General features: G+C 65.6%; 17 protein-coding genes and 1 pseudogene. 6 read left to right on the top strand and 12 right to left on the bottom strand.

The window, feature by feature from the left end; translation table 11 throughout:
* Positions 1-366, top strand: a pseudogene (locus SE92_RS30495) (hypothetical protein); the annotation flags it as partial.
* Between the two features lies 1 nt (position 367).
* Here SE92_RS30495 and sseA read toward each other — a convergent pair.
* From sseA to SE92_RS30480, 3 genes are all read right to left on the bottom strand, one after another.
* Positions 368-1222, bottom strand: coding sequence for a 3-mercaptopyruvate sulfurtransferase (gene sseA / locus SE92_RS30490; RefSeq protein WP_063201895.1), 855 nt, complete (start codon positions 1220-1222; stop codon positions 368-370).
* Between the two features lie 95 nt (positions 1223-1317).
* Positions 1318-1731 (bottom strand): rhodanese-like domain-containing protein, encoded by a 414-nt coding sequence (locus tag SE92_RS30485; RefSeq protein WP_063201893.1) that lies wholly within the window; start codon positions 1729-1731, stop codon positions 1318-1320.
* Positions 1732-1951: 220 nt separating this feature from the next.
* The gene (locus SE92_RS30480) at positions 1952-3127 is read right to left on the bottom strand and encodes a vWA domain-containing protein (protein ID WP_063201890.1); all 1176 of its coding nucleotides are present in this window, start codon (positions 3125-3127) and stop codon (positions 1952-1954) included.
* Between the two features lie 122 nt (positions 3128-3249).
* On the opposite strand from SE92_RS30480, the gene SE92_RS30475 reads away from it, so the two are divergent.
* The gene (locus tag SE92_RS30475) at positions 3250-3495 is read left to right on the top strand and encodes a GlsB/YeaQ/YmgE family stress response membrane protein (RefSeq protein WP_063201887.1); all 246 of its coding nucleotides are present in this window, start codon (positions 3250-3252) and stop codon (positions 3493-3495) included.
* A 96-nt stretch (positions 3496-3591) separates the two neighbouring features.
* The gene (locus tag SE92_RS30470) at positions 3592-4434 is read left to right on the top strand and encodes an AAA family ATPase (protein WP_063201884.1); all 843 of its coding nucleotides are present in this window, start codon (positions 3592-3594) and stop codon (positions 4432-4434) included.
* Positions 4435-4582: 148 nt separating this feature from the next.
* Here SE92_RS30470 and SE92_RS30465 read toward each other — a convergent pair whose 3' ends face one another.
* From SE92_RS30465 to SE92_RS30450, 4 genes are all read right to left on the bottom strand, one after another.
* Entirely contained in the window at positions 4583-6229 is a 1647-nt protein-coding gene (locus tag SE92_RS30465) for a GMC family oxidoreductase (RefSeq protein ID WP_063201881.1), read from the bottom strand.
* Between the two features lie 16 nt (positions 6230-6245).
* Positions 6246-6839, bottom strand: coding sequence for a GNAT family N-acetyltransferase (locus SE92_RS30460; protein WP_063201877.1), 594 nt, complete (start codon positions 6837-6839; stop codon positions 6246-6248).
* A 116-nt stretch (positions 6840-6955) separates the two neighbouring features.
* Positions 6956-7882 (bottom strand): SMP-30/gluconolactonase/LRE family protein, encoded by a 927-nt coding sequence (locus tag SE92_RS30455; protein WP_063201874.1) that lies wholly within the window; start codon positions 7880-7882, stop codon positions 6956-6958.
* Between the two features lie 138 nt (positions 7883-8020).
* Positions 8021-8854, bottom strand: a complete 834-nt coding sequence (locus SE92_RS30450; protein ID WP_063203848.1) for an AraC family transcriptional regulator — start codon at positions 8852-8854, stop codon at positions 8021-8023.
* 170 nt (positions 8855-9024) lie between these two features.
* On the opposite strand from SE92_RS30450, the gene SE92_RS30445 reads away from it, so the two are divergent.
* Positions 9025-10128, top strand: a complete 1104-nt coding sequence (locus tag SE92_RS30445) for a mandelate racemase/muconate lactonizing enzyme family protein (protein ID WP_063201872.1) — start codon at positions 9025-9027, stop codon at positions 10126-10128.
* A gap of 6 nt (positions 10129-10134) precedes the next feature.
* Here SE92_RS30445 and SE92_RS30440 read toward each other — a convergent pair whose 3' ends face one another.
* Positions 10135-10491 (bottom strand): hypothetical protein, encoded by a 357-nt coding sequence (locus SE92_RS30440; RefSeq protein WP_063201868.1) that lies wholly within the window; start codon positions 10489-10491, stop codon positions 10135-10137.
* Positions 10492-10675: 184 nt separating this feature from the next.
* On the opposite strand from SE92_RS30440, the gene SE92_RS30435 reads away from it, so the two are divergent.
* On the top strand, positions 10676-10900 hold the full coding sequence (locus SE92_RS30435; RefSeq protein ID WP_018318578.1) for a hypothetical protein: 225 nt from the start codon (positions 10676-10678) through the stop codon (positions 10898-10900).
* A 280-nt stretch (positions 10901-11180) separates the two neighbouring features.
* Here the strand turns inward: SE92_RS30435 and SE92_RS30430 are convergent, their stop codons facing one another.
* Positions 11181-11837: a glutathione S-transferase family protein gene (locus SE92_RS30430; protein ID WP_063201865.1), complete on the bottom strand. Its 657-nt coding sequence runs from the start codon at positions 11835-11837 to the stop codon at positions 11181-11183.
* 164 nt (positions 11838-12001) lie between these two features.
* Between SE92_RS30430 and SE92_RS30425 the strand changes: the two genes are divergently transcribed.
* Positions 12002-13225, top strand: coding sequence for a polyhydroxyalkanoate depolymerase (locus SE92_RS30425; protein WP_157095751.1), 1224 nt, complete (start codon positions 12002-12004; stop codon positions 13223-13225).
* A gap of 6 nt (positions 13226-13231) precedes the next feature.
* Here the strand turns inward: SE92_RS30425 and SE92_RS30420 are convergent, their stop codons facing one another.
* The 3 genes from SE92_RS30420 to SE92_RS30410 form a co-directional block, all read right to left on the bottom strand.
* The gene (locus tag SE92_RS30420; RefSeq protein ID WP_157095750.1) at positions 13232-15100 is read right to left on the bottom strand and encodes an ABC transporter ATP-binding protein; all 1869 of its coding nucleotides are present in this window, start codon (positions 15098-15100) and stop codon (positions 13232-13234) included.
* A gap of 9 nt (positions 15101-15109) precedes the next feature.
* Complete coding sequence (locus SE92_RS30415; RefSeq protein WP_063201859.1) at positions 15110-16036, bottom strand: 2-hydroxyacid dehydrogenase; 927 nt, start codon at positions 16034-16036, stop codon at positions 15110-15112.
* 7 nt (positions 16037-16043) lie between these two features.
* The coding region (locus tag SE92_RS30410; RefSeq protein ID WP_157095985.1) for an NAD(P)/FAD-dependent oxidoreductase at positions 16044-16909 on the bottom strand (866 nt) is incomplete at its 5' end.

The raw sequence follows: 16909 nt of genomic DNA, 5'->3' as shown, positions 1-16909 counted from the left end.
GCCGACACCACGGCCTCAATTCCCGAAGCCAATCCTGACCTCAAGCCTGACCTCGGGCCTGCCGCAGTCGCAACCGCCGGCGAGCCGGCGCCAACGGACAGTGCAGCCCTCGCCTCCTCGGCGATCGAGATCGCCGCGACCAGGCTGGCCGCGCTGAACGCGCCGGCGACGACGGCCGTGAAGGATCCGCCGGCGAAGGCCAAGGTCGAGAGCAAGCCCGACGACAAGGCGACCAAGCGCAAGGCGAAGGCCAGGAAACGGCACCGCGTGGTGCGGCGTCCGCCGCCTCAGCAATTGCAGCAGCAGCTCGATCCGTTCGGTCAGCCGCAGACGTTTGCGACGACGACCACCCGCACGAGGCAGTGACTTACGCCGGCCCGGTCGCGATGGCCGGACCGTCCTCCTGCCCCCATTCCGACCACGAGCCGTCATAGAGCGCGGTGTCGGTGACACCTAAGCGATACAGCGCGAGCGTCAGCACGCCGGCCGACACGCCCGAGCCGCAGCTGGTCACGATCGGTGCATCGAGCTTGACGCCGGCCTTGGTGAAGGCGGCGCGGAGATCATCGAGCGGCTTCATCTCGCCGGTCGCGGCATCGAACAGCTGATTGTAGGGCACGTTGCGGGCGCCGGGGATGTGGCCGGAGCGGATGCCTGCGCGCGGCTCGGGGGCGCGGCCCTCGAAGCGGTCGGCGGCGCGAGCGTCAATCACCTGCTCCTTCCGGCTTTCGACGTTGGCAATGAGCTGCTGCATGCTGCGCACGCGCTTCGCGTCGTAGCTCGCCTTGAACGTCGCCGGCTTCGGCTTCACCTCGCCGCTCTCCACCGGACGCCCCTCGGCGCGCCACTTCTTCAGGCCGCCATTGAGGATGCGCACGTTGTCGTGGCCGAAGGCCAGGAACATCCACCACGCGCGCGGCGCCGCGACCCAGCCGCCGGCATCGTAGAGCACGACGGTGTCGGCGTTGGAGATGCCGAGACCACCGATGTCACGGCCGAACTGCTCGGCGCTCGGATACATGTGCGGCAGCGGGTTCGAATGATCCGACACCGCATCGACGTCGAAGAACACGGCGCCCGGCAGATGCGCGGCGAGGTAATCGTCCTTCGGCAGCGGCAGCACGCCCGGCAGCTTGAAGCTGGCATCGAGCACCCTGACGTTGCCGTCGTTGATGTGGGAGGCGAGCCATTCGGTGGAAACGAGGGGATCGGTGGCTGTCATGCGTCTGTACTCTCCAGTCGTCATTGCCGGGCTTGCCCCGGCAATCCATCCTTCTTGAAATGATGGACACGCGGGTCAAGCCCGCGTGTGACAAGTTACCCCTTCTTCTTCGGCTCCCATGTCTCCGTCGGCCCCCCGGCATCGCGCCAGGCGGCGTAGCCGCCGGCGATGTGGGCGACGGGCTTGAGGCCCATGTCCTGCGCGGTCTTGGCGGCGAGCGCGGAGCGTAAGCCCCCGGCGCAGTGGAAGACGAACTTCTTGTCCTCCTGGAAGATCGGCTTGGCGTAGGGGCTCTGCGGATCGATCCAGAATTCCAGCATGCCGCGAGTGCAGGCGAACGCGCCGGGAATGCGTCCGTCGCGCTCGATCTCGCGGGGGTCTCTGATATCGACGATGACGACATCGCCGTTTTTGGAGATCTCGATGGCGTCCTTCGCGGTGAGCGTCTCGATCTCGGCATTGGCCTCGTCGATCAGCGCCTTGATGCCGCGGGTGATGTTTTGGGGCATTAGGTCTTCCCTCTTGTTACGTCGCCGTTCCGAGCGAACTGCCGGAGGTGGAGGTCACCTCTCCCGCTTGCGGGAGAGGTCGCGGAGCGAAGCTACGCGGGTGAGGGCTCTCTCAACTTGGGGAACGTGGCTCGCGGAGAGAACCCTCTCCCCAACCCTCCCCCGCAGGCGGGGGAGGGAGCGCAGTCCCGTTGCCGATCGAGCCGGGCTCACTCATGCATCAGTGCGTCAATTCCTTCATCGCGCCTTCCAGACCCTCGATCGTGATCGGGTACATCCGGTTGGCGAAGATGCGCTTGATGATGGTGGTGGATTCCGAATAGTCCCAGTGCTTCTGCGCGACCGGGTTCAGCCACACCGCGTGCGGATAGGTGCGGATGATGCGGTCGAGCCAGATCGAGCCGGGCTCCTCGTTGACGTGCTCGACCGAGCCGCCGGGCACCATGATCTCGTAAGGCGACATCGAGGCGTCGCCGACGAACACGACCTTGTAGTCGTGCGGATATTTATGCAGCACGTCCCAGGTCGGGGTACGGTCGGTGAAGCGGCGCTTGTTCTGCTTCCACACGCCTTCATAGAGGCAGTTGTGGAAGTAGAAATACTCCATGTGCTTGAACTCGCTCTTCGCCGCCGAGAACAGCTCCTCGACCTGCTCGATATGCATGTCCATGGAGCCGCCGATGTCGAAGAACACGAGCAGCTTCACCGCGTTGCGCCGCTCGGGGCGCATGTGCACGTCGAGATAGCCGTGATTGGCGGTCTCGCGGATGGTGGTGTCGAGATCGAGCTCGTCCGGCGCGCCGGTGCGGGCGAACTTGCGCAGGCGGCGCAGCGCCACCTTGATGTTGCGGATGCCGAGCTCGACATTACCGTCGAGATCCTTGAACTCGCGCTTGTCCCACACCTTCACGGCACGGTTGTTGCGGTTCTTCTCCTGGCCGATACGCACGCCTTCAGGGTTGTAGCCGTGGGCGCCGAACGGCGAAGTGCCGGCGGTGCCGATCCACTTCGAGCCGCCCTGGTGCCGGCCCTTCTGCTCCTCGAGGCGCTTCTTCAAGGTCTCCATGAGCTTGTCCCAGCCCATGGCCTCGATCTGCTTCTTCTCTTCTTCGGTGAGATACTTTTCGGCGAGCTTCTTCAGCCACTCCTCGGGAATCTCCGCCTTCTCCATGGCGTCGAGCAGGTTTTCCAGCCCCTTGAACACCGTGCCGAAGACGCGGTCGAACTTGTCGAGGTTGCGCTCGTCCTTCACCAGCGCGGTGCGCGACAGGTAGTAGAAATTCTCGACCGAATAGTCCGCAAGGTCGGCGTCGAGCGCCTCCACCAGCGTGAGGTATTCGCGCAGCGTCACGGGGACCTGCGCATCGCGCAGAGAGGTGAAGAATTGCAGGAACATGGGTGACAGATTGCCCGTCGGGGGGCGAACGTCAAGGGGCGGAGGCTGCCGCTCAACGCTGGACCCGGGTGCTTTTTGCTCTAGAATTGGCGCCCTCACGGGTTGTTTTGGGGACGTATGCAATGGGAATTGTCGCAGCGCTCATCATCGGCGCGATCGCGGGCTGGCTCGCGGGCAAGATTGTCCACGGGGCGGGATTTGGACTGATCGGCAACATCGTCGTCGGCATCATCGGCGCGCTGGTGGCAAGCTGGGTGTTGCCCCAGCTGCACATCCAGCTGGCAACGGGCACCTTCGGCGCCATCGTCGACGCCACCATCGGCGCGGTGATTGTGCTGGTCATCCTTTCGCTGATAAAACGGGTCTGAAAGCCTGACCGAACCAGGAACGGCCGCCGCGAGCGGCCGTTCGCTTGTCGCGACGGGGGCGAGCGCCTCCTGCCGACGATGACCCAAGGACACGCAATGAAATTTACCGGCACCAAGGACTATGTTGCGACCGACGATCTCAAGGTCGCCGTCAATGCTTCGATCGTGCTCGAGCGTCCGCTGCTCATCAAGGGCGAGCCCGGCACCGGCAAGACGGTGCTGGCGGAGGAAGTGGCGAAGGCGCTGAATGCACCGCTGCTCACCTGGCACATCAAGTCCACCACAAAGGCGCAGCAGGGCCTCTACGAATACGACGCGGTGTCGCGCCTGCGCGACAGCCAGCTCGGCGACAGCCGGGTGTCCGACATCAAGAACTACATCAAGCGCGGCAAGCTGTGGGAAGCCTTCACCGCCGAGCAGCGCCCGGTGCTGCTGATCGACGAGATCGACAAGGCCGACATCGAATTCCCGAACGACCTCCTGCTCGAGCTCGACCGCATGGAATTCCATGTCTACGAGACCGGCGAGACGATCAAGGCCAAGCAGCGCCCGATCATGATGATCACCTCCAACAACGAGAAGGAGCTGCCGGACGCCTTCCTGCGCCGCTGCTTCTTCCACTACATCAAGTTCCCCGACGCCGATACGATGGGCCGCATCGTCGACGTCCACTTCCCCGGCATCAAGAAGCGCCTGGTGGAAGAGGCGCTGCGCATCTTCTTCGAGGTGCGCGAGGTGCCCGGCCTGAAGAAGAAGCCGTCGACCTCGGAGCTCTTGGACTGGCTCAAGCTGCTGCTCAACGAGGACATGAGCGTCGAGCAGTTGCGCGAACGCGACCCGCGCAAGCTGATCCCGCCGCTGCACGGCGCGCTGCTCAAGAACGAGCAGGACGTGCACCTGTTCGAGCGGCTGGCGTTTCTGAGCCGACGGGAAGTGTGAGGCTCGTGTCCCGGACGCGCTGCAGCGTGTAACGCTGCTGCGCAGAGCCGGGACCCAGACATCACGTGGAGATCGTGGAAAGATGGGCCCCGGCTCTGCAGCGCACCGCCGAAGAGGCGCTGCGCTGCGTCCGGGGCACGAGACCACCCTACACCACCGCTGTGTCCGGAATCCTTGCGGCTTCCATCGGCGCCTTGCCGCGGATGAGATCCGAGGCGCGGTCGGCGATCATCATAGTCGACGCATTCAAATTCGCCGAGATCATGCGCGGCATCACGGAGGCATCGATGACGCGCAGGCCTTCGAGGCCATGGACGCGGAGCTGATCGTCGACGACCGCCCAGCTCGAATCCGCCGGGCCCATGCGGCAGGTGCAGCCGGGGTGGAAGGTGGTGGTGCCGCGCTCGGTGGCTGCCGCCAGGAATTCGTCGTCGGTATTGATGTTGGGGCCGGGGAAATCCTCGTAGGCGTAATAGGGCGACAGCGGCGCGGACTTGAGAAGCCTGCGCGCGAGCTTCATGCCGCCGACGATGACGCGGCGGTCGAGTTCGGCGTCGAGATAGTTGGTCTGGATGATCGGCGGCGCGAACGGATCATTGGAGCGGATGCGGACATAGCCGCGGCTCTCCGGGCGCTGCTGCCAGGACGCCACCGTCATGCCGGGCTCGTCCTCGAGCTGGCCCTGCACGCCTTCCTTGTAGCTCGCTGGCGTGAAGGTGAGTTGCAGGTCCGAGCTATCCGCGCTCTCGCCGGAGTGCCAGAAGCAATAGACCATGGTCGGCGACAGCGAGAGCAGCCCCTTGCGCTGGGTCGCCCATTTCAACGCCTCGATCCACAGCGAGACGCCGCGGCGAAGCTCGTTGATGGTCTTGATGTCCTTGACCCGCGCCACGGTGCGCGGAGCGTAATGGTCCTGCAGGCCTTCGCCGACCGGCAGCGCATGACGCACGGCGATGCCGTGTTGCTGCAGCAGGTCCGGCGAGCCGATGCCGGAGAGCTGCAACAGCTGCGGCGAATTATAGGTGCCGCCCGACAGGATCACTTCCTTGTTGGCGCGCACCTCCACCGGCGTGCCGCCGCGGCCGCCCTTGGTGTAGCGCACGCCGACAGCGCGCTTGCCGTCGAAGATGATCTCGGTCGCGTGCGCATGGGTGTGCACATGCACGTTCGGCCGCTTCATCGCGGGCTTGAGGAACGCGGTCGAACCGGAAACGCGCAGGCCCTTGTCGATGGTGCGCTGGCAGTAGGATACGCCTTCCTGTATGGCGCCGTTGTAGTCAGGGTTGCGGGGAATGCCGAGCGAGACCGCGCCTTCCATGAAGGCTTCGCAGAGCGGATCGCGCCAGTCCATCGTGGTGACGGTAAGCTTGCCGTCGCGACCGCGGAACGTGTTGTCGCCCTCGCCGACCCGCTTCTCCAGCCGCTTGAAGTAAGGCAGCACGTCGGCATAGCCCCAGCCGCGATTGCCCATCTGCGCCCAGGTGTCGAAATCCATGCGCTGGCCGCGATTATAGATGTGGCCGTTGATCGAGGACGAGCCGCCGAGCGTCTTGCCGCGCGGCGCGTAGATGCTGCGCCCGCCGGTCCAGGGCCCCGGCTCCTGCTGGTAGGCCCAGTTGATGCTCTTCATGTGGAAGGTCTTGATGAACCCCGCCGGCAGATGGATGTAGGGATGCCAGTCGGACGGGCCGGCTTCCAGCACGCAGACGCTGACGTTCGGGTCTTCGCTGAGCCGGCTGGTGAGCACGCAACCGGCAGAGCCGGCGCCGATGATCACATAATCAAATCTGTCCATGGTGCCTCGGCCGCTCCTAGCGCGGCTTGTCGTTGAGTTGATAATTCAAATGCGCCTGCACCGTCGGCCATTCGGCCGCAATGATGCTGTAGACCACGGTGTCACGCAGCGTGCCGTTCGGCGCGACCTGGTGGCTGCGCAAGATACCGTCCTGCTTGGCGCCGAGACGCTCGATGGCGCGGCGGCTCTGGTGGTTGAAGAAATGCGTGCGGAATTCGACCGCGATGCAATTCAGCGTCTCGAAGGCGTGGGTCAAGAGCAGCAGCTTGCACTGGGTGTTGAGCGGCCCGCGCTGCGCGCTCTTGCCGTACCAGGTCGAACCGATCTCGACGCGGCGGTTGGCGGCATCGATGTTCATGTAGGTGGTCTGCCCCACGATCTTGCCGCCGGCGTCGAACACGGTGAACGGCAGCATCGAGCCCGCGGCCTGCAGGCCGAGGCGGCGGTCGATCTCCTTGGCGACATTCTCCGGCGTCGGGATCGCGGTGTACCAGATCGTGTAGAGATCGCCGTCCTTCACGGCCTCCACCAGCCCCTCGCGGTGCTCCTTCGACAGCGGCTCGAGACGGGCGTGCTGTCCACGCAGGGTGACGGGATCAGGCCAGGGCATTGAAGTCTCTCCTTACGTCAGTGCAAAGAGCGAACCGACGACGCAATCCGGACTGCTACCGCGGAGGCATTCCTGGATTGCTTCGCTTCGCTCGCAATGACGGTCACTAGCACCGTTTACTTGTTTAGGAAATTGAGTGGCAAACCGCCGCGGGGCCAGTCCATGGCGACCAGTTCGCCCTTGCCTGACAGCGTGATGTAGGCCGTCTTCAGCTCGGGACCGCCGAAGGCGATGTTGGTGGTGACGCGGTCGCCGGTCGGGACCTGCTCGACCAGAGTGCCGTCGGGCGCGATCACCGAGATGCACCCCGAAACGAGCGTGGCGACGCAGACATTGCCGCCGGCTTCCACCGCGAGCGAGTCGAACATCTGATAGCCGCCGAGGCCGCAGATCGGCTTGCCCCGCTCGCCGCGATAGATGACGTCGCGCGGCTTCAGCGTGCCGGGCGCCGAGAGCTCGTAGGCCCAGAGCCGGCCGGTCGGCGTCTCCGCGATGTAGACGGTATTCTCATCCGGCGACAGGCCGATGCCGTTGGCCGGCAGGATACCGTGCACGATCTCGACGAGCTCGCTCATGCCGGGCTTGAGGTAGTACATGCCGCCGACGTCCATCTCTCGCGCGCGGCGCTTGCCGAGATCGGAGAACCACAGACCGCCCTGCTTGTCGAACACCAGATCGTTCGGCCCGCGCAGATCGTGCTCGCCGCACTTGCTGACCAAGGTCTCGACCTTGCCGCTCTGCAGGTCGACGCGCTGGATCGAGCCGCCGAGATAATCATCGGGCTGCGGGCCCGGCATGATCATGTTGCGGGTCGGGATCCAGGAGAAGCCGCCATTGTTGCAGATGTAGATCTTGCCGTCGGGGCCGAGCGCGGCGCCATTCGGGCCGCCCGGAATTTTCGCGACGATCTCCTTGCGGCCGTCGGGGTAGACGCGCGTCAGGCGCTGGCCGCGGATCTCCACCAGCACCACCGAGCCATCCGGCATCACGACCGGCCCTTCGGGAAATTCGAGGTCGGTGGCGAGAACGCGGACGTTGGACATGTGAGACCCTCCCGGCTGCTTGTTATGACTTGCACGGGATGTCCGGCACGGCCCCACACGCAAGATTTGCCTGCGGTTATGACAAAGTCACCCGGGCTTGCCAAGCAAGCGAGACGGTATGCCAGCGTTGCGGAAGGTCTACTCCCGCACCGGCACCCAGATCTCGAAGCCACCATTGCCGGTTGCGGGATCGAAGGCCTCGCCGTAGCGCTCGAAGCTCGGCGCGTCCGCGGCCGCAAGACCGGATGCCGGCAACCACTGATTCCAGATGGTGTTGACGGTGCGGCGGATCGAGGCGACGTGATCGGTGTGGGCGAACACCGCATAGCGCTGCTCGGGAATGCGGATGCGACCGAAGCGGCGCGGCAGGTCAGAGAAATCGGCGACCTCGACGCCGGCGATGTAGTCGAAATTGCCGGCATCGTCGCCGTTGCAGCAGACGCCGTAGGCGACGTGACCGACCCTTGCGGGAATGTCGGCGACCTCCTGATGGAAGCGCTGCCACAGGCCCGGGATCATGGCGCCGTTGTCGCAGGAGATACGCTCGGCGGGACCGGCGACGAGAAAGGCCTTGGCTGTTTCGAAACGCGGCGGGGCGAGATGGTCGAGCATGGTGGAATCCATGAGGATGGGCTCCTGGAGCTTGAGCTGGCTGGCGCATGACGCGGCCCTGACGGCTTCGGGCGTGGTGCCGAACTGGTCGCGGAACGCGCGGGTGAAGGCTTCGTGCGAGCCGTAATCCGCCTCCAGTGCGACGCGCAGGATGTCGGGCGCGCCATTCGCCAGATTGCGCGCGGCCTCCGTCAACCGGCGGGCGCGTACGTAACGGATCACTGGCAGACCCGTGGCTGCGGCAAACGCACGCACGATGTGGAACCGCGACACGCCCGAGACCGCAGCGATCTCGTCGAGCGTCATCGGCTCGGCCAGATGGCTCTCGATATACCAGAGCGCGCGCTGCGCTGGGTTCATGGCGGGCGTCCTCGTACGAAGCGCGGTCATGATGCGCGGCATGCGGCCGCGTCGCTTGATCGGCATTGCTGGTCGGCACAGGGAGGATAGTCCGCCAATGGCCACTGGCAACGCCCCGGCATTCGCAGCTACACTCGCCAGAACCGCTCACGAGAAAGGGGAACCGGGTCATGGAAATCACCGATGTGCGGGCGCACCAGATCCGCATCCCCTATGATGCCGGTGTCGCGAGCTTTCGCCAGGGCGCCTCCGCGATCACGGCTCTCGACATGGTGCTGGTCGAGGTCACGACCGATGCCGGGCTGACCGGCTGGGGCGATGCTTTCGCTTACGTCTGCCCGCGCACCACGCGCAGCGCCGTCGAGGAGATGATCGCACCGCAGGCCCGCGGGCTGAAGGTACCCGATGCAGCCGGCATTCCCGCCGTCATGGAGCAGATCCAGCGCAATTTGCATCTGTTCGGCCGCTACGGCATCACCATGTTCGCGATCTCCGGGCTCGACATCGCGCTGTGGGACCTTGCTGCGAAGATCCAGGGCGTGCCGGTGCATCGCCTGCTCGGCGAAACCAGGCGCACGGCCATTCCGGCTTACGCGAGCCTGCTGCGGATCGGCTCGCCCGAAAACATCGCCAGCGAATGCCGGAAGGCGCTGGCGCTCGGTTACGGCGCGATCAAGCTGCACGAGACCACGGCGCCGGCGGTGTTCGCCGCGCGCGAGGCGATCGGGCCCGGCATTCCGCTGATGGTCGACATGAACTGCCCGCTCACGGCCGAGCAGGCGATCGCATTCGCGGCGACGTGCCGCGACGCGCGGCCGATGTTTCTGGAGGAGCCGGTGTGGCCGCCGGAAGACTTTGCCGCGCTGGCCGAGGTCCGCAGCAAGGGTGGGCTCGGCGTTGCCGCCGGCGAGAATGCCTGCACGGAGGTTCAATTCCGCCAGATGATGGAGGCGGGCGCGGTGAGCCACGCCCAGCCGTCGGTGATCAAGGTCGGCGGCATCACGGAGTTCTTGAAGGTCGCGGCGCTGGCCGATCAGCGCGGCGTCAAGATCGTGCCGCACTCGCCCTATTTCGGTCCGGGCCTCTTGGCCACGCTGCATCTCCTCGCGACGCGCGATGATGGGCTGGTCGAAATGTTCTATCTGAAACGCGAGGCATGTCTCTGGGGCGGCCGCGCCGACGCGGATGCCACCGGCCATGTCGCGGTGCCCTCGGGACCCGGGCTCGGCTTTGAGCCCGATCGCGGCGTGATGGAGCGATATCGCGTGACGTGACCGCGGCTATTTCGCAGCGTCCTTGGCCGGCGGCGCGTCCTGCTTCTTCTTCAGATCCTCGGCTGTCTTTGCTTGCGCAGCCTGGAGATCGAGAAGCGTCTTCTGCAAGCCGGCCACACTCGTCTTCAGCGCGTCGATCTGGCGGCCCGCCGCATCCAGCTTCTGCTGGTGATCGAGGTTGAGCTTGGTGATCGTCTTCTGCAGGAAGTCGACATTGCTCTGCAGGCAGGAGGTGCGCCGCTCCATGGTCTTCTCGACCGTGCAGATCTCGATGCCGGGCACGTCCTGCGCGTGCACCGGCACATGCGCCAGCGATGCGAGCAGCAATATCGCGAAACAGACGCCGGCGTTTCGAAGCAGCATGAAGGGTTCCTCGTCCGATCGATCACGGCAATGTGCGCTGTTTGCGCACAGCCGGGTGAGGCTACCACACTCGTACCGCATTCTCGCGTTGAGCTTGCATCCGTTCCCTCGGACGGGGACGATGATCCGCACGCGGAAGAAGTGGGCGCTCTTTCCGCGGCTTTGTTTAGGGGAGATTTCTGGAATGGCAACGCGCGATAGACGATTGGCGGAATTCGACGGCGCCGGAGAACCACCGCCGGGCCTGGCGCTCGAAGTGCTGTGCGAGGACCACAGCGGAACGTATCAACTGCCGTTCGCCTGCCGCTATGTCGAGGGACGCTGGCAGAACCACGAGGCCGGCATCGCGGTCGAAGCCACCGTCATCGGCTGGCGCCTGCCGCGCGTGAGGCAGCGCGGGGCCGCCTGACGCCTGCATCTGTTCCAAAATGCAACGGGGTCGCGCTCGGCCTTAACGAACGGAACGCGGCCCGAACGAATCGCGCCCGAATCAGCCGAACGGCCGTGTACGCACCTGTTCACGGCTAGATGTCGTTCAGGCTGTGCGGGCGAGTACAATATCTGTGCGGCCCGGCGAACGTCATCGACCATTCGCGGGCGCCAAAGGTTAATCCCGACAAGGGTATAGCTCTCGCGGGCCGCCGCGACCTGTGCCGCCCCCGAAACAGGCAGGACCGCGCCCGGCCTGCCTAATATTCGACCTCGAGCTCCTCGATCTCGGCGGGCTCCTCGCGCGCCGCCGCGATCCATTCGGCCATCTCGGGCATCGCCATGATGGTGTCGGCATAGGCCTTCAGCAGCGGCTCCAGCTTGACGTCGTAGGTGACGAAGCGCGTCACCACCGGCGCGTACATCGCATCCGCCATGGTGCGCTTGTCGCCGAACAGGAAGGGGCCGCCCGATTTCTCCAGGCAATCGCGCCAGATGAACCAGACGCGGTCGATGTCGGCCTGGGCCCGCGACCAGATCTTGAAGCCGGGGAAGTGTCCCTTCAGATTCACCGGCAGCGAGGCACGCAGCGTGGTGAAGCCGGAATGGATTTCGCCCGAGATCGAGCGGCAATGGGCGCGCTGCACGCGGTCATCCGGCAGCAGGCCCGCCGACGGCATCACCTCGTTGAGATATTCGGCGATCGCCAGCGTGTCCCAGACGGTTGCGCCTTCGTGCCGCAGGCACGGCACCAGGATCGAGGACGACAGCAGGAGGATTTCCGCGCGCGCCGACGCATCGTCCGGTGCGGTGACGATCTCCTCGAAATCGAGCCCGGAGAATTTGGCCAGCAGCCAGCCGCGGAGCGACCAGGACGAATAGTTCTTGCTGCTGATGGTCAGTGTCGCCTTTGCCATATGGCCCTTCCCTGATCCCCGCCTCCGCCGGCTCGCGGACGCGGCCATGCGCTGTGCTTGCGGTGAGATGAACAGCAAGCGACGTGCCAATTCTGCGGCCGGTCCGGCCGAGGTTTGGCGTCGTTATTGCATAGCCCCAGGCAACGCGGGTTGGGCATTCCAGTATGATGTCGATGTATTATCAGGCTTTTCAGAACCAAATGGACCTGACCGCGCCGTGGCGCGCGGGGGCCTCGTCAGCGCTCAAATTCCTCAATCTGGTACCCCAGGGCGTCTCGGATCAGGTGGTCGGCCGGCTCTCGGCGGCGCTGGAGCTGATCTCGCGCTCCACCCTCACCTATCACCGTCCCGCCTACGGCATCGACAGCGTCATGGTGGGAAATCGGCAAGTGGCCGTGACCGAGGAGATCGCCTACGCGACGCCGTTCGGCTCGCTGCTGCATTTCAGGAAGGACGGCGTCGGTGAGCAGCCGCGCATGCTGCTGGTGGCGCCGATGTCCGGCCATTTCGCGACGCTGTTGCGCGGCACCGTGCAGACGCTGCTGCAGGACCACGACGTCTACATCACCGATTGGCACAACCCGCGCGACATTCCCCGCAGCGAGGGCCGCTTCGGGCTCGACGACTATACCGAGCATCTGATCGACTTCCTGGGCCAGCTCGGCCCGCGTCCGCACATGGTCGCGATCTGCCAGCCGTCGGTGTCGGCGCTCGCGGCCGCCGCCATCATGTGCGAGGACAATCATCCCTCGCGCCCGGCCACGCTGACGCTGATGGCGGGGCCGATCGACACGCGGATCCAGCCGACCAGGGTCAACGAGTTCGCCAAGAGCAAGCCGATCGAATGGTTCGAGCAGAACCTGATCAACTACGTGCCGATGCAGTGCCGCGGCGCGCTGCGCAAGGTCTATCCCGGCTTCGTGCAGCTCACCGCCTTCGTCTCGATGAATCTCGAGCGCCACATCAAGCAGCACATGGACCTCGCCAACCACATCGCCAAGGGCGAAAAGGACAAGGCCGCGACGATCAAGACCTTCTACGACGAATATTTCGCCGTGATGGACCTTCCGGCCGAATTCTACATCGAGACCGTGCGCGACGTGTTCCAGGAGCATCTCCTGCCGCAAGGCAAGCTGATGCATCGCGGGCGTCCCGTGAACACCAAGGCCGTCGGCCGCATGGGGCTGATGACAGTCGAAGGCGAGAAGGACGACATCTGCTCGATCGGCCAGACGCTCGCCGCGCAAGACCTGTGCACCGGCGTGCGCGCCTATCGCCGCGTCCACCACATGCAGGCCGGCGTCGGCCATTACGGCGTGTTCTCCGGCAAGCGCTGGAACAACGAGATCTATCCGCTGCTGCGGGATTTCGTGCACGTCAATTCGTGAGTCGACTTAAGCCGACCACTCCTCGCCCCACAGCTGCACGACGTGGCCGGGCGACACTTCGCGATATTGCCGCAGCGGCGGCAGGTAATCCGGCGCGCGCACCGGGCTTCTGATCTCGTCGCTCGCAACCTCGCGCTTCGTGCCGCGGCGTGCAGGATCGGGCACCGGCACGGCAGCCATCAGCTTCTTGGTATAGGGATGCTGGGGATTGCCGAACACGGATGCGCGCGGGCCGGTCTCGACGATCTCGCCGAGATACATCACGGCGACGCGGTGGCTCATGCGCTCGACCACCGCGATGTCGTGGGAGATGAAGAGATAGGCAAGGCCCATGCTGGCCTGGAGGTCGAGCATCAGGTTGACGACCTGCGCCTTGACCGAGACGTCGAGCGCGGAGACCGCTTCGTCCGCGACGATGAGCTTCGGCCCCAATGCAAGCGCACGGGCAATGCAGATGCGCTGGCGCTGGCCGCCGGAGAATTCGTGCGGGAAACGCGCGGCCATGTCGGCGGTCAGGCCGACGCGGACGAGGAGGTCAGCGACCTTCTCCCGGGCCTGCGACGCCGAGGCGAGCCCGTTGGCCAGCAAGGGCGCCGCGACCGCCGTGCCCACCGACAAGCGCGGGTTGAGGCTTGCGAACGGATCCTGAAACACGATCTGCATCTGCTTGCGAACGTCGCGCAAGGTGCGGCCGGACATCGCCAGCACGTCCTGGCCGTCGATCAGGACGGTCCCGCTGTCAGGCTCCGTCAGCTTGAGGATGGAGCGGCCGGTGGTCGATTTGCCGCAACCGGACTCGCCGACCAGCGCCAACGTCTCGCCGGCGCGCAGAGTGAAGGAGACGTTCTCGACCGCATGGACCCGGCCCGAGACCTTGCCGAACAGACCCGAGCGGATCGGAAAGCGCGTGGTGAGGCCGGCGACTTCGAGCAGCGGGCGCTCGGCGGGCGAGACCGTGTCGGGCGTCTCTGCCGGTTCGTCCGAGGTGCCCGTCACCTTGTCGACGATCGGAAAGCGCATCGGCCGCGCGCGGCCGTCCATCGAACCTAAGCGCGGCACCGCCGCGAGCAGTGCGCGCGTGTACGGATGCGAGGGCGCTGCGAAGATGCGCGAGGTCGCGTCCGTCTCCACTGCCTGCCCGCCATACATCACCACGGTCCGGTCCGCGATCTCGGCGACCACGCCCATGTCGTGGGTGATGAAGAGAACCGACATCCCCTCCTCCTGCTGAAGCTCCTTCAGCAGCTCCAGGATCTGCGCCTGGATGGTGACGTCGAGCGCGGTGGTCGGCTCGTCCGCGATCAGGAGTTTTGGCCTGCAGGCCAGCGCCATCGCGATCATCACGCGCTGGCGCATGCCGCCGGAGAAGCGATGCGGATGCTCGTGGAAGCGCGACTTGGCCGCGGGGATACGGACACGATCGAGCAGGCGCACCGTTTCGGCCTCCGCCGCCGCGCGCGACAGGCCGCGATGCTGGATCAGCGCTTCCGCGATCTGGAAGCCGATGGTGAGCACCGGATTGAGGCACGTCATCGGCTCCTGGAAAATCATCGCGACGTCGTTGCCGCGAATGTCCGTCATGCTGCTCTCGGGCAGCGCCAGCAGATCGCGACCGGCGAGCATGACACGTCCCTCGACGCGGCCGATCTCCTTCGGAATGAGCCGCATGATCGACAGCGCAGTGACGCTCTTGCCGGAACCGGACTCGCCGACGATCGCAACGGTTTCACGGGGAGCGACGTCGAAGGAGACGCTGCGGACGACGGGAATCCATCGTCGCTCGAGCATGAAGGAGGTGGTGAGGCCCGCGACCGACAGCACGGGGGACTGCGCCCCGGCAGCGATCTGATCAGGTCTGGTTGCGCCCATGCTCATCAAGCTATCCTAATATCCGCGCGTGCGATCGACACGCCCCGGCAATTCCTCGCCGCGGCGATGCCTTGCGATGACGTCGAGCACGAAATCGACGGCGGTATCCGGCGCCGTCATGGCGGCATTGTGCGGCGTCAGCAGGATGCGCGGATGGCTCCAGAATGGATGGCCTGAAGGCAGCGGCTCGGGATCGGTGACATCGAGCACCGCGCCCGACAGCGCGCCGCTGTCGAGGGCCGCGAGCAGATCGGCGTCGACGAGGTGCGGACCGCGTCCGACATTGACGAGTAATGCGCCGCGCGGCAGTCGGGCGAACAGATCGGCATTGAGGATGCCACGTGTCTCATCGGTCAGCGGCAGCAGGCAAATGAGGATGTCGCTCTGTCCGAGGAATTTCGGCAGCGCGTCGGGACCGGCATAACTGGTGACGCCGTCGATCTCACGCGGCGAGCGGTTCCAGCCGGATAGCGGGAATCCGAATGCCTTGAGGCGTTCGAGCACGGCTTGGCCGAGCTGTCCGAGCCCCATGACGCCGACACGCCGCCGTTTCGCCGGTGTGATGCGGATCTCACGCCAGAGCTGCTGCTTCTGCTGATCGATGAAGTGCAGGAGGTCGCGATGCAGGGCGAGCACGGCCATGGTGACATATTCGACCATGGTCTCGGTGATGCCGGGCTCCAACATGCGGACCAGCGGAATGTGCGCCGGAACTTTCGTGGCGTCGAACTGATCGACGCCGGCGCCGACCGAGAAGACCAGCTCGAGATTGGGGAACGTGGTCGCGATGTCGTCCGGCGGCACCCACGCGACGAGGTAGCGCACATCGCCGGGATCGCCGATGTCAGGCCAGAGCCGGAACGGGACGTCGGGCGCGCGCTCCGCGAAGAAGCGCGCCCACTCGGCACCGCGAACCATGTTGGCCTTGTAGAGAACCGTCATGCGGCCCTCAGAACGGACTGACCGGCGCGAGCCGCCGGCCGTCGATCATGCGCCTGTGGCTGTAGGGCTCGGGATCGACCAGCGGCGTCGCGCCGGTGACGATGTCGGCGGCGAGCTTGCCGGCGGCGGGGCCGATGCCAAAGCCGTGGCCGGAGAAGCCGGTGGCGAGGAAGAAGCCGGGCAGCGCATCGACCGGCGAGATCACCGGGATCGTGTCGGGCGTGCAGTCGATGGTGCCGCCCCAGGCTTCCGCGATCTCGATGTCCTTCAATTCCGGATTCGCCTTGATCAACGACGCCAGCGCGGCGTTGACCAGCGACATGTCGGGCGCGGGGTCGCGCACGCGCTCGGTCTCGAACGGCGACGGCTTGTCGAAACTCCAGCTGGTGCCGCGCATGATCTGGTCGAGGAAGGACTTGCCGAGCGACAGCTTCAGCCCGTTCTTGCGATGCAAATAAGTCGGCCAGAATGTGCGCGCATAACGGAACAGATCGGGCGACAGCTCGACCGTGCCGCGGTTGCGCAGCGCCAGCGTGAAGCCGCCGTCGAGACGGCGGCGGATGCAGTAGAAGTCGGTGCCGAGCGCCCCCGAGGTGATCTCCGGACCCGGCGTGGTCCGGCACGCGGTGGCGTTGACGAGGCCGATCGGCAGCTCGATGCCGTGGCGTCGGCAGAACAGCGATGACCACGCGCCGCCCGACAGCAGCACGGATTGCGTGCGGATGGTGCCCTTCTCGGTGACGACGGCGCTGACCTTCCCGCCCGTCGTCTCCAGCCCGCGCGCCGCGCAGCCCTGATGGATGGTGACGCCGTGCTTTCGCGCGGCCGTGGCGAGCGCGGGCACCGCCATCGACGGTTCGGCGCGGCCGTCGC

The sequence above is a fragment of the Bradyrhizobium sp. AT1 genome (genome assembly GCF_001590795.1).
GTDB lineage: Bacteria > Pseudomonadota > Alphaproteobacteria > Rhizobiales > Xanthobacteraceae > Bradyrhizobium.
This window is presented reverse-complemented; position numbering and strand designations above follow the sequence as displayed.

Excerpts from the sequence above, each read along its gene's own strand:
- sseA (WP_063201895.1), bottom strand. The coding sequence starts at position 1,222 with ATGACAGCCACCGATCCCCTCGTTTCCACCGAATGGCTCGCCTCCCAC.
- SE92_RS30485 (WP_063201893.1), bottom strand. The coding sequence starts at position 1,731 with ATGCCCCAAAACATCACCCGCGGCATCAAGGCGCTGATCGACGAGGCC.
- SE92_RS30480 (WP_063201890.1), bottom strand. The coding sequence starts at position 3,127 with ATGTTCCTGCAATTCTTCACCTCTCTGCGCGATGCGCAGGTCCCCGTG.
- SE92_RS30475 (WP_063201887.1), top strand. The coding sequence starts at position 3,250 with ATGGGAATTGTCGCAGCGCTCATCATCGGCGCGATCGCGGGCTGGCTC.
- SE92_RS30470 (WP_063201884.1), top strand. The coding sequence starts at position 3,592 with ATGAAATTTACCGGCACCAAGGACTATGTTGCGACCGACGATCTCAAG.
- SE92_RS30465 (WP_063201881.1), bottom strand. The coding sequence starts at position 6,229 with ATGGACAGATTTGATTATGTGATCATCGGCGCCGGCTCTGCCGGTTGC.
- SE92_RS30460 (WP_063201877.1), bottom strand. The coding sequence starts at position 6,839 with ATGCCCTGGCCTGATCCCGTCACCCTGCGTGGACAGCACGCCCGTCTC.
- SE92_RS30455 (WP_063201874.1), bottom strand. The coding sequence starts at position 7,882 with ATGTCCAACGTCCGCGTTCTCGCCACCGACCTCGAATTTCCCGAAGGG.
- SE92_RS30450 (WP_063203848.1), bottom strand. The coding sequence starts at position 8,854 with ATGAACCCAGCGCAGCGCGCGCTCTGGTATATCGAGAGCCATCTGGCC.
- SE92_RS30445 (WP_063201872.1), top strand. The coding sequence starts at position 9,025 with ATGGAAATCACCGATGTGCGGGCGCACCAGATCCGCATCCCCTATGAT.
- SE92_RS30440 (WP_063201868.1), bottom strand. The coding sequence starts at position 10,491 with ATGCTGCTTCGAAACGCCGGCGTCTGTTTCGCGATATTGCTGCTCGCA.
- SE92_RS30435 (WP_018318578.1), top strand. The coding sequence starts at position 10,676 with ATGGCAACGCGCGATAGACGATTGGCGGAATTCGACGGCGCCGGAGAA.
- SE92_RS30430 (WP_063201865.1), bottom strand. The coding sequence starts at position 11,837 with ATGGCAAAGGCGACACTGACCATCAGCAGCAAGAACTATTCGTCCTGG.
- SE92_RS30425 (WP_157095751.1), top strand. The coding sequence starts at position 12,002 with ATGATGTCGATGTATTATCAGGCTTTTCAGAACCAAATGGACCTGACC.
- SE92_RS30420 (WP_157095750.1), bottom strand. The coding sequence starts at position 15,100 with ATGAGCATGGGCGCAACCAGACCTGATCAGATCGCTGCCGGGGCGCAG.
- SE92_RS30415 (WP_063201859.1), bottom strand. The coding sequence starts at position 16,036 with ATGACGGTTCTCTACAAGGCCAACATGGTTCGCGGTGCCGAGTGGGCG.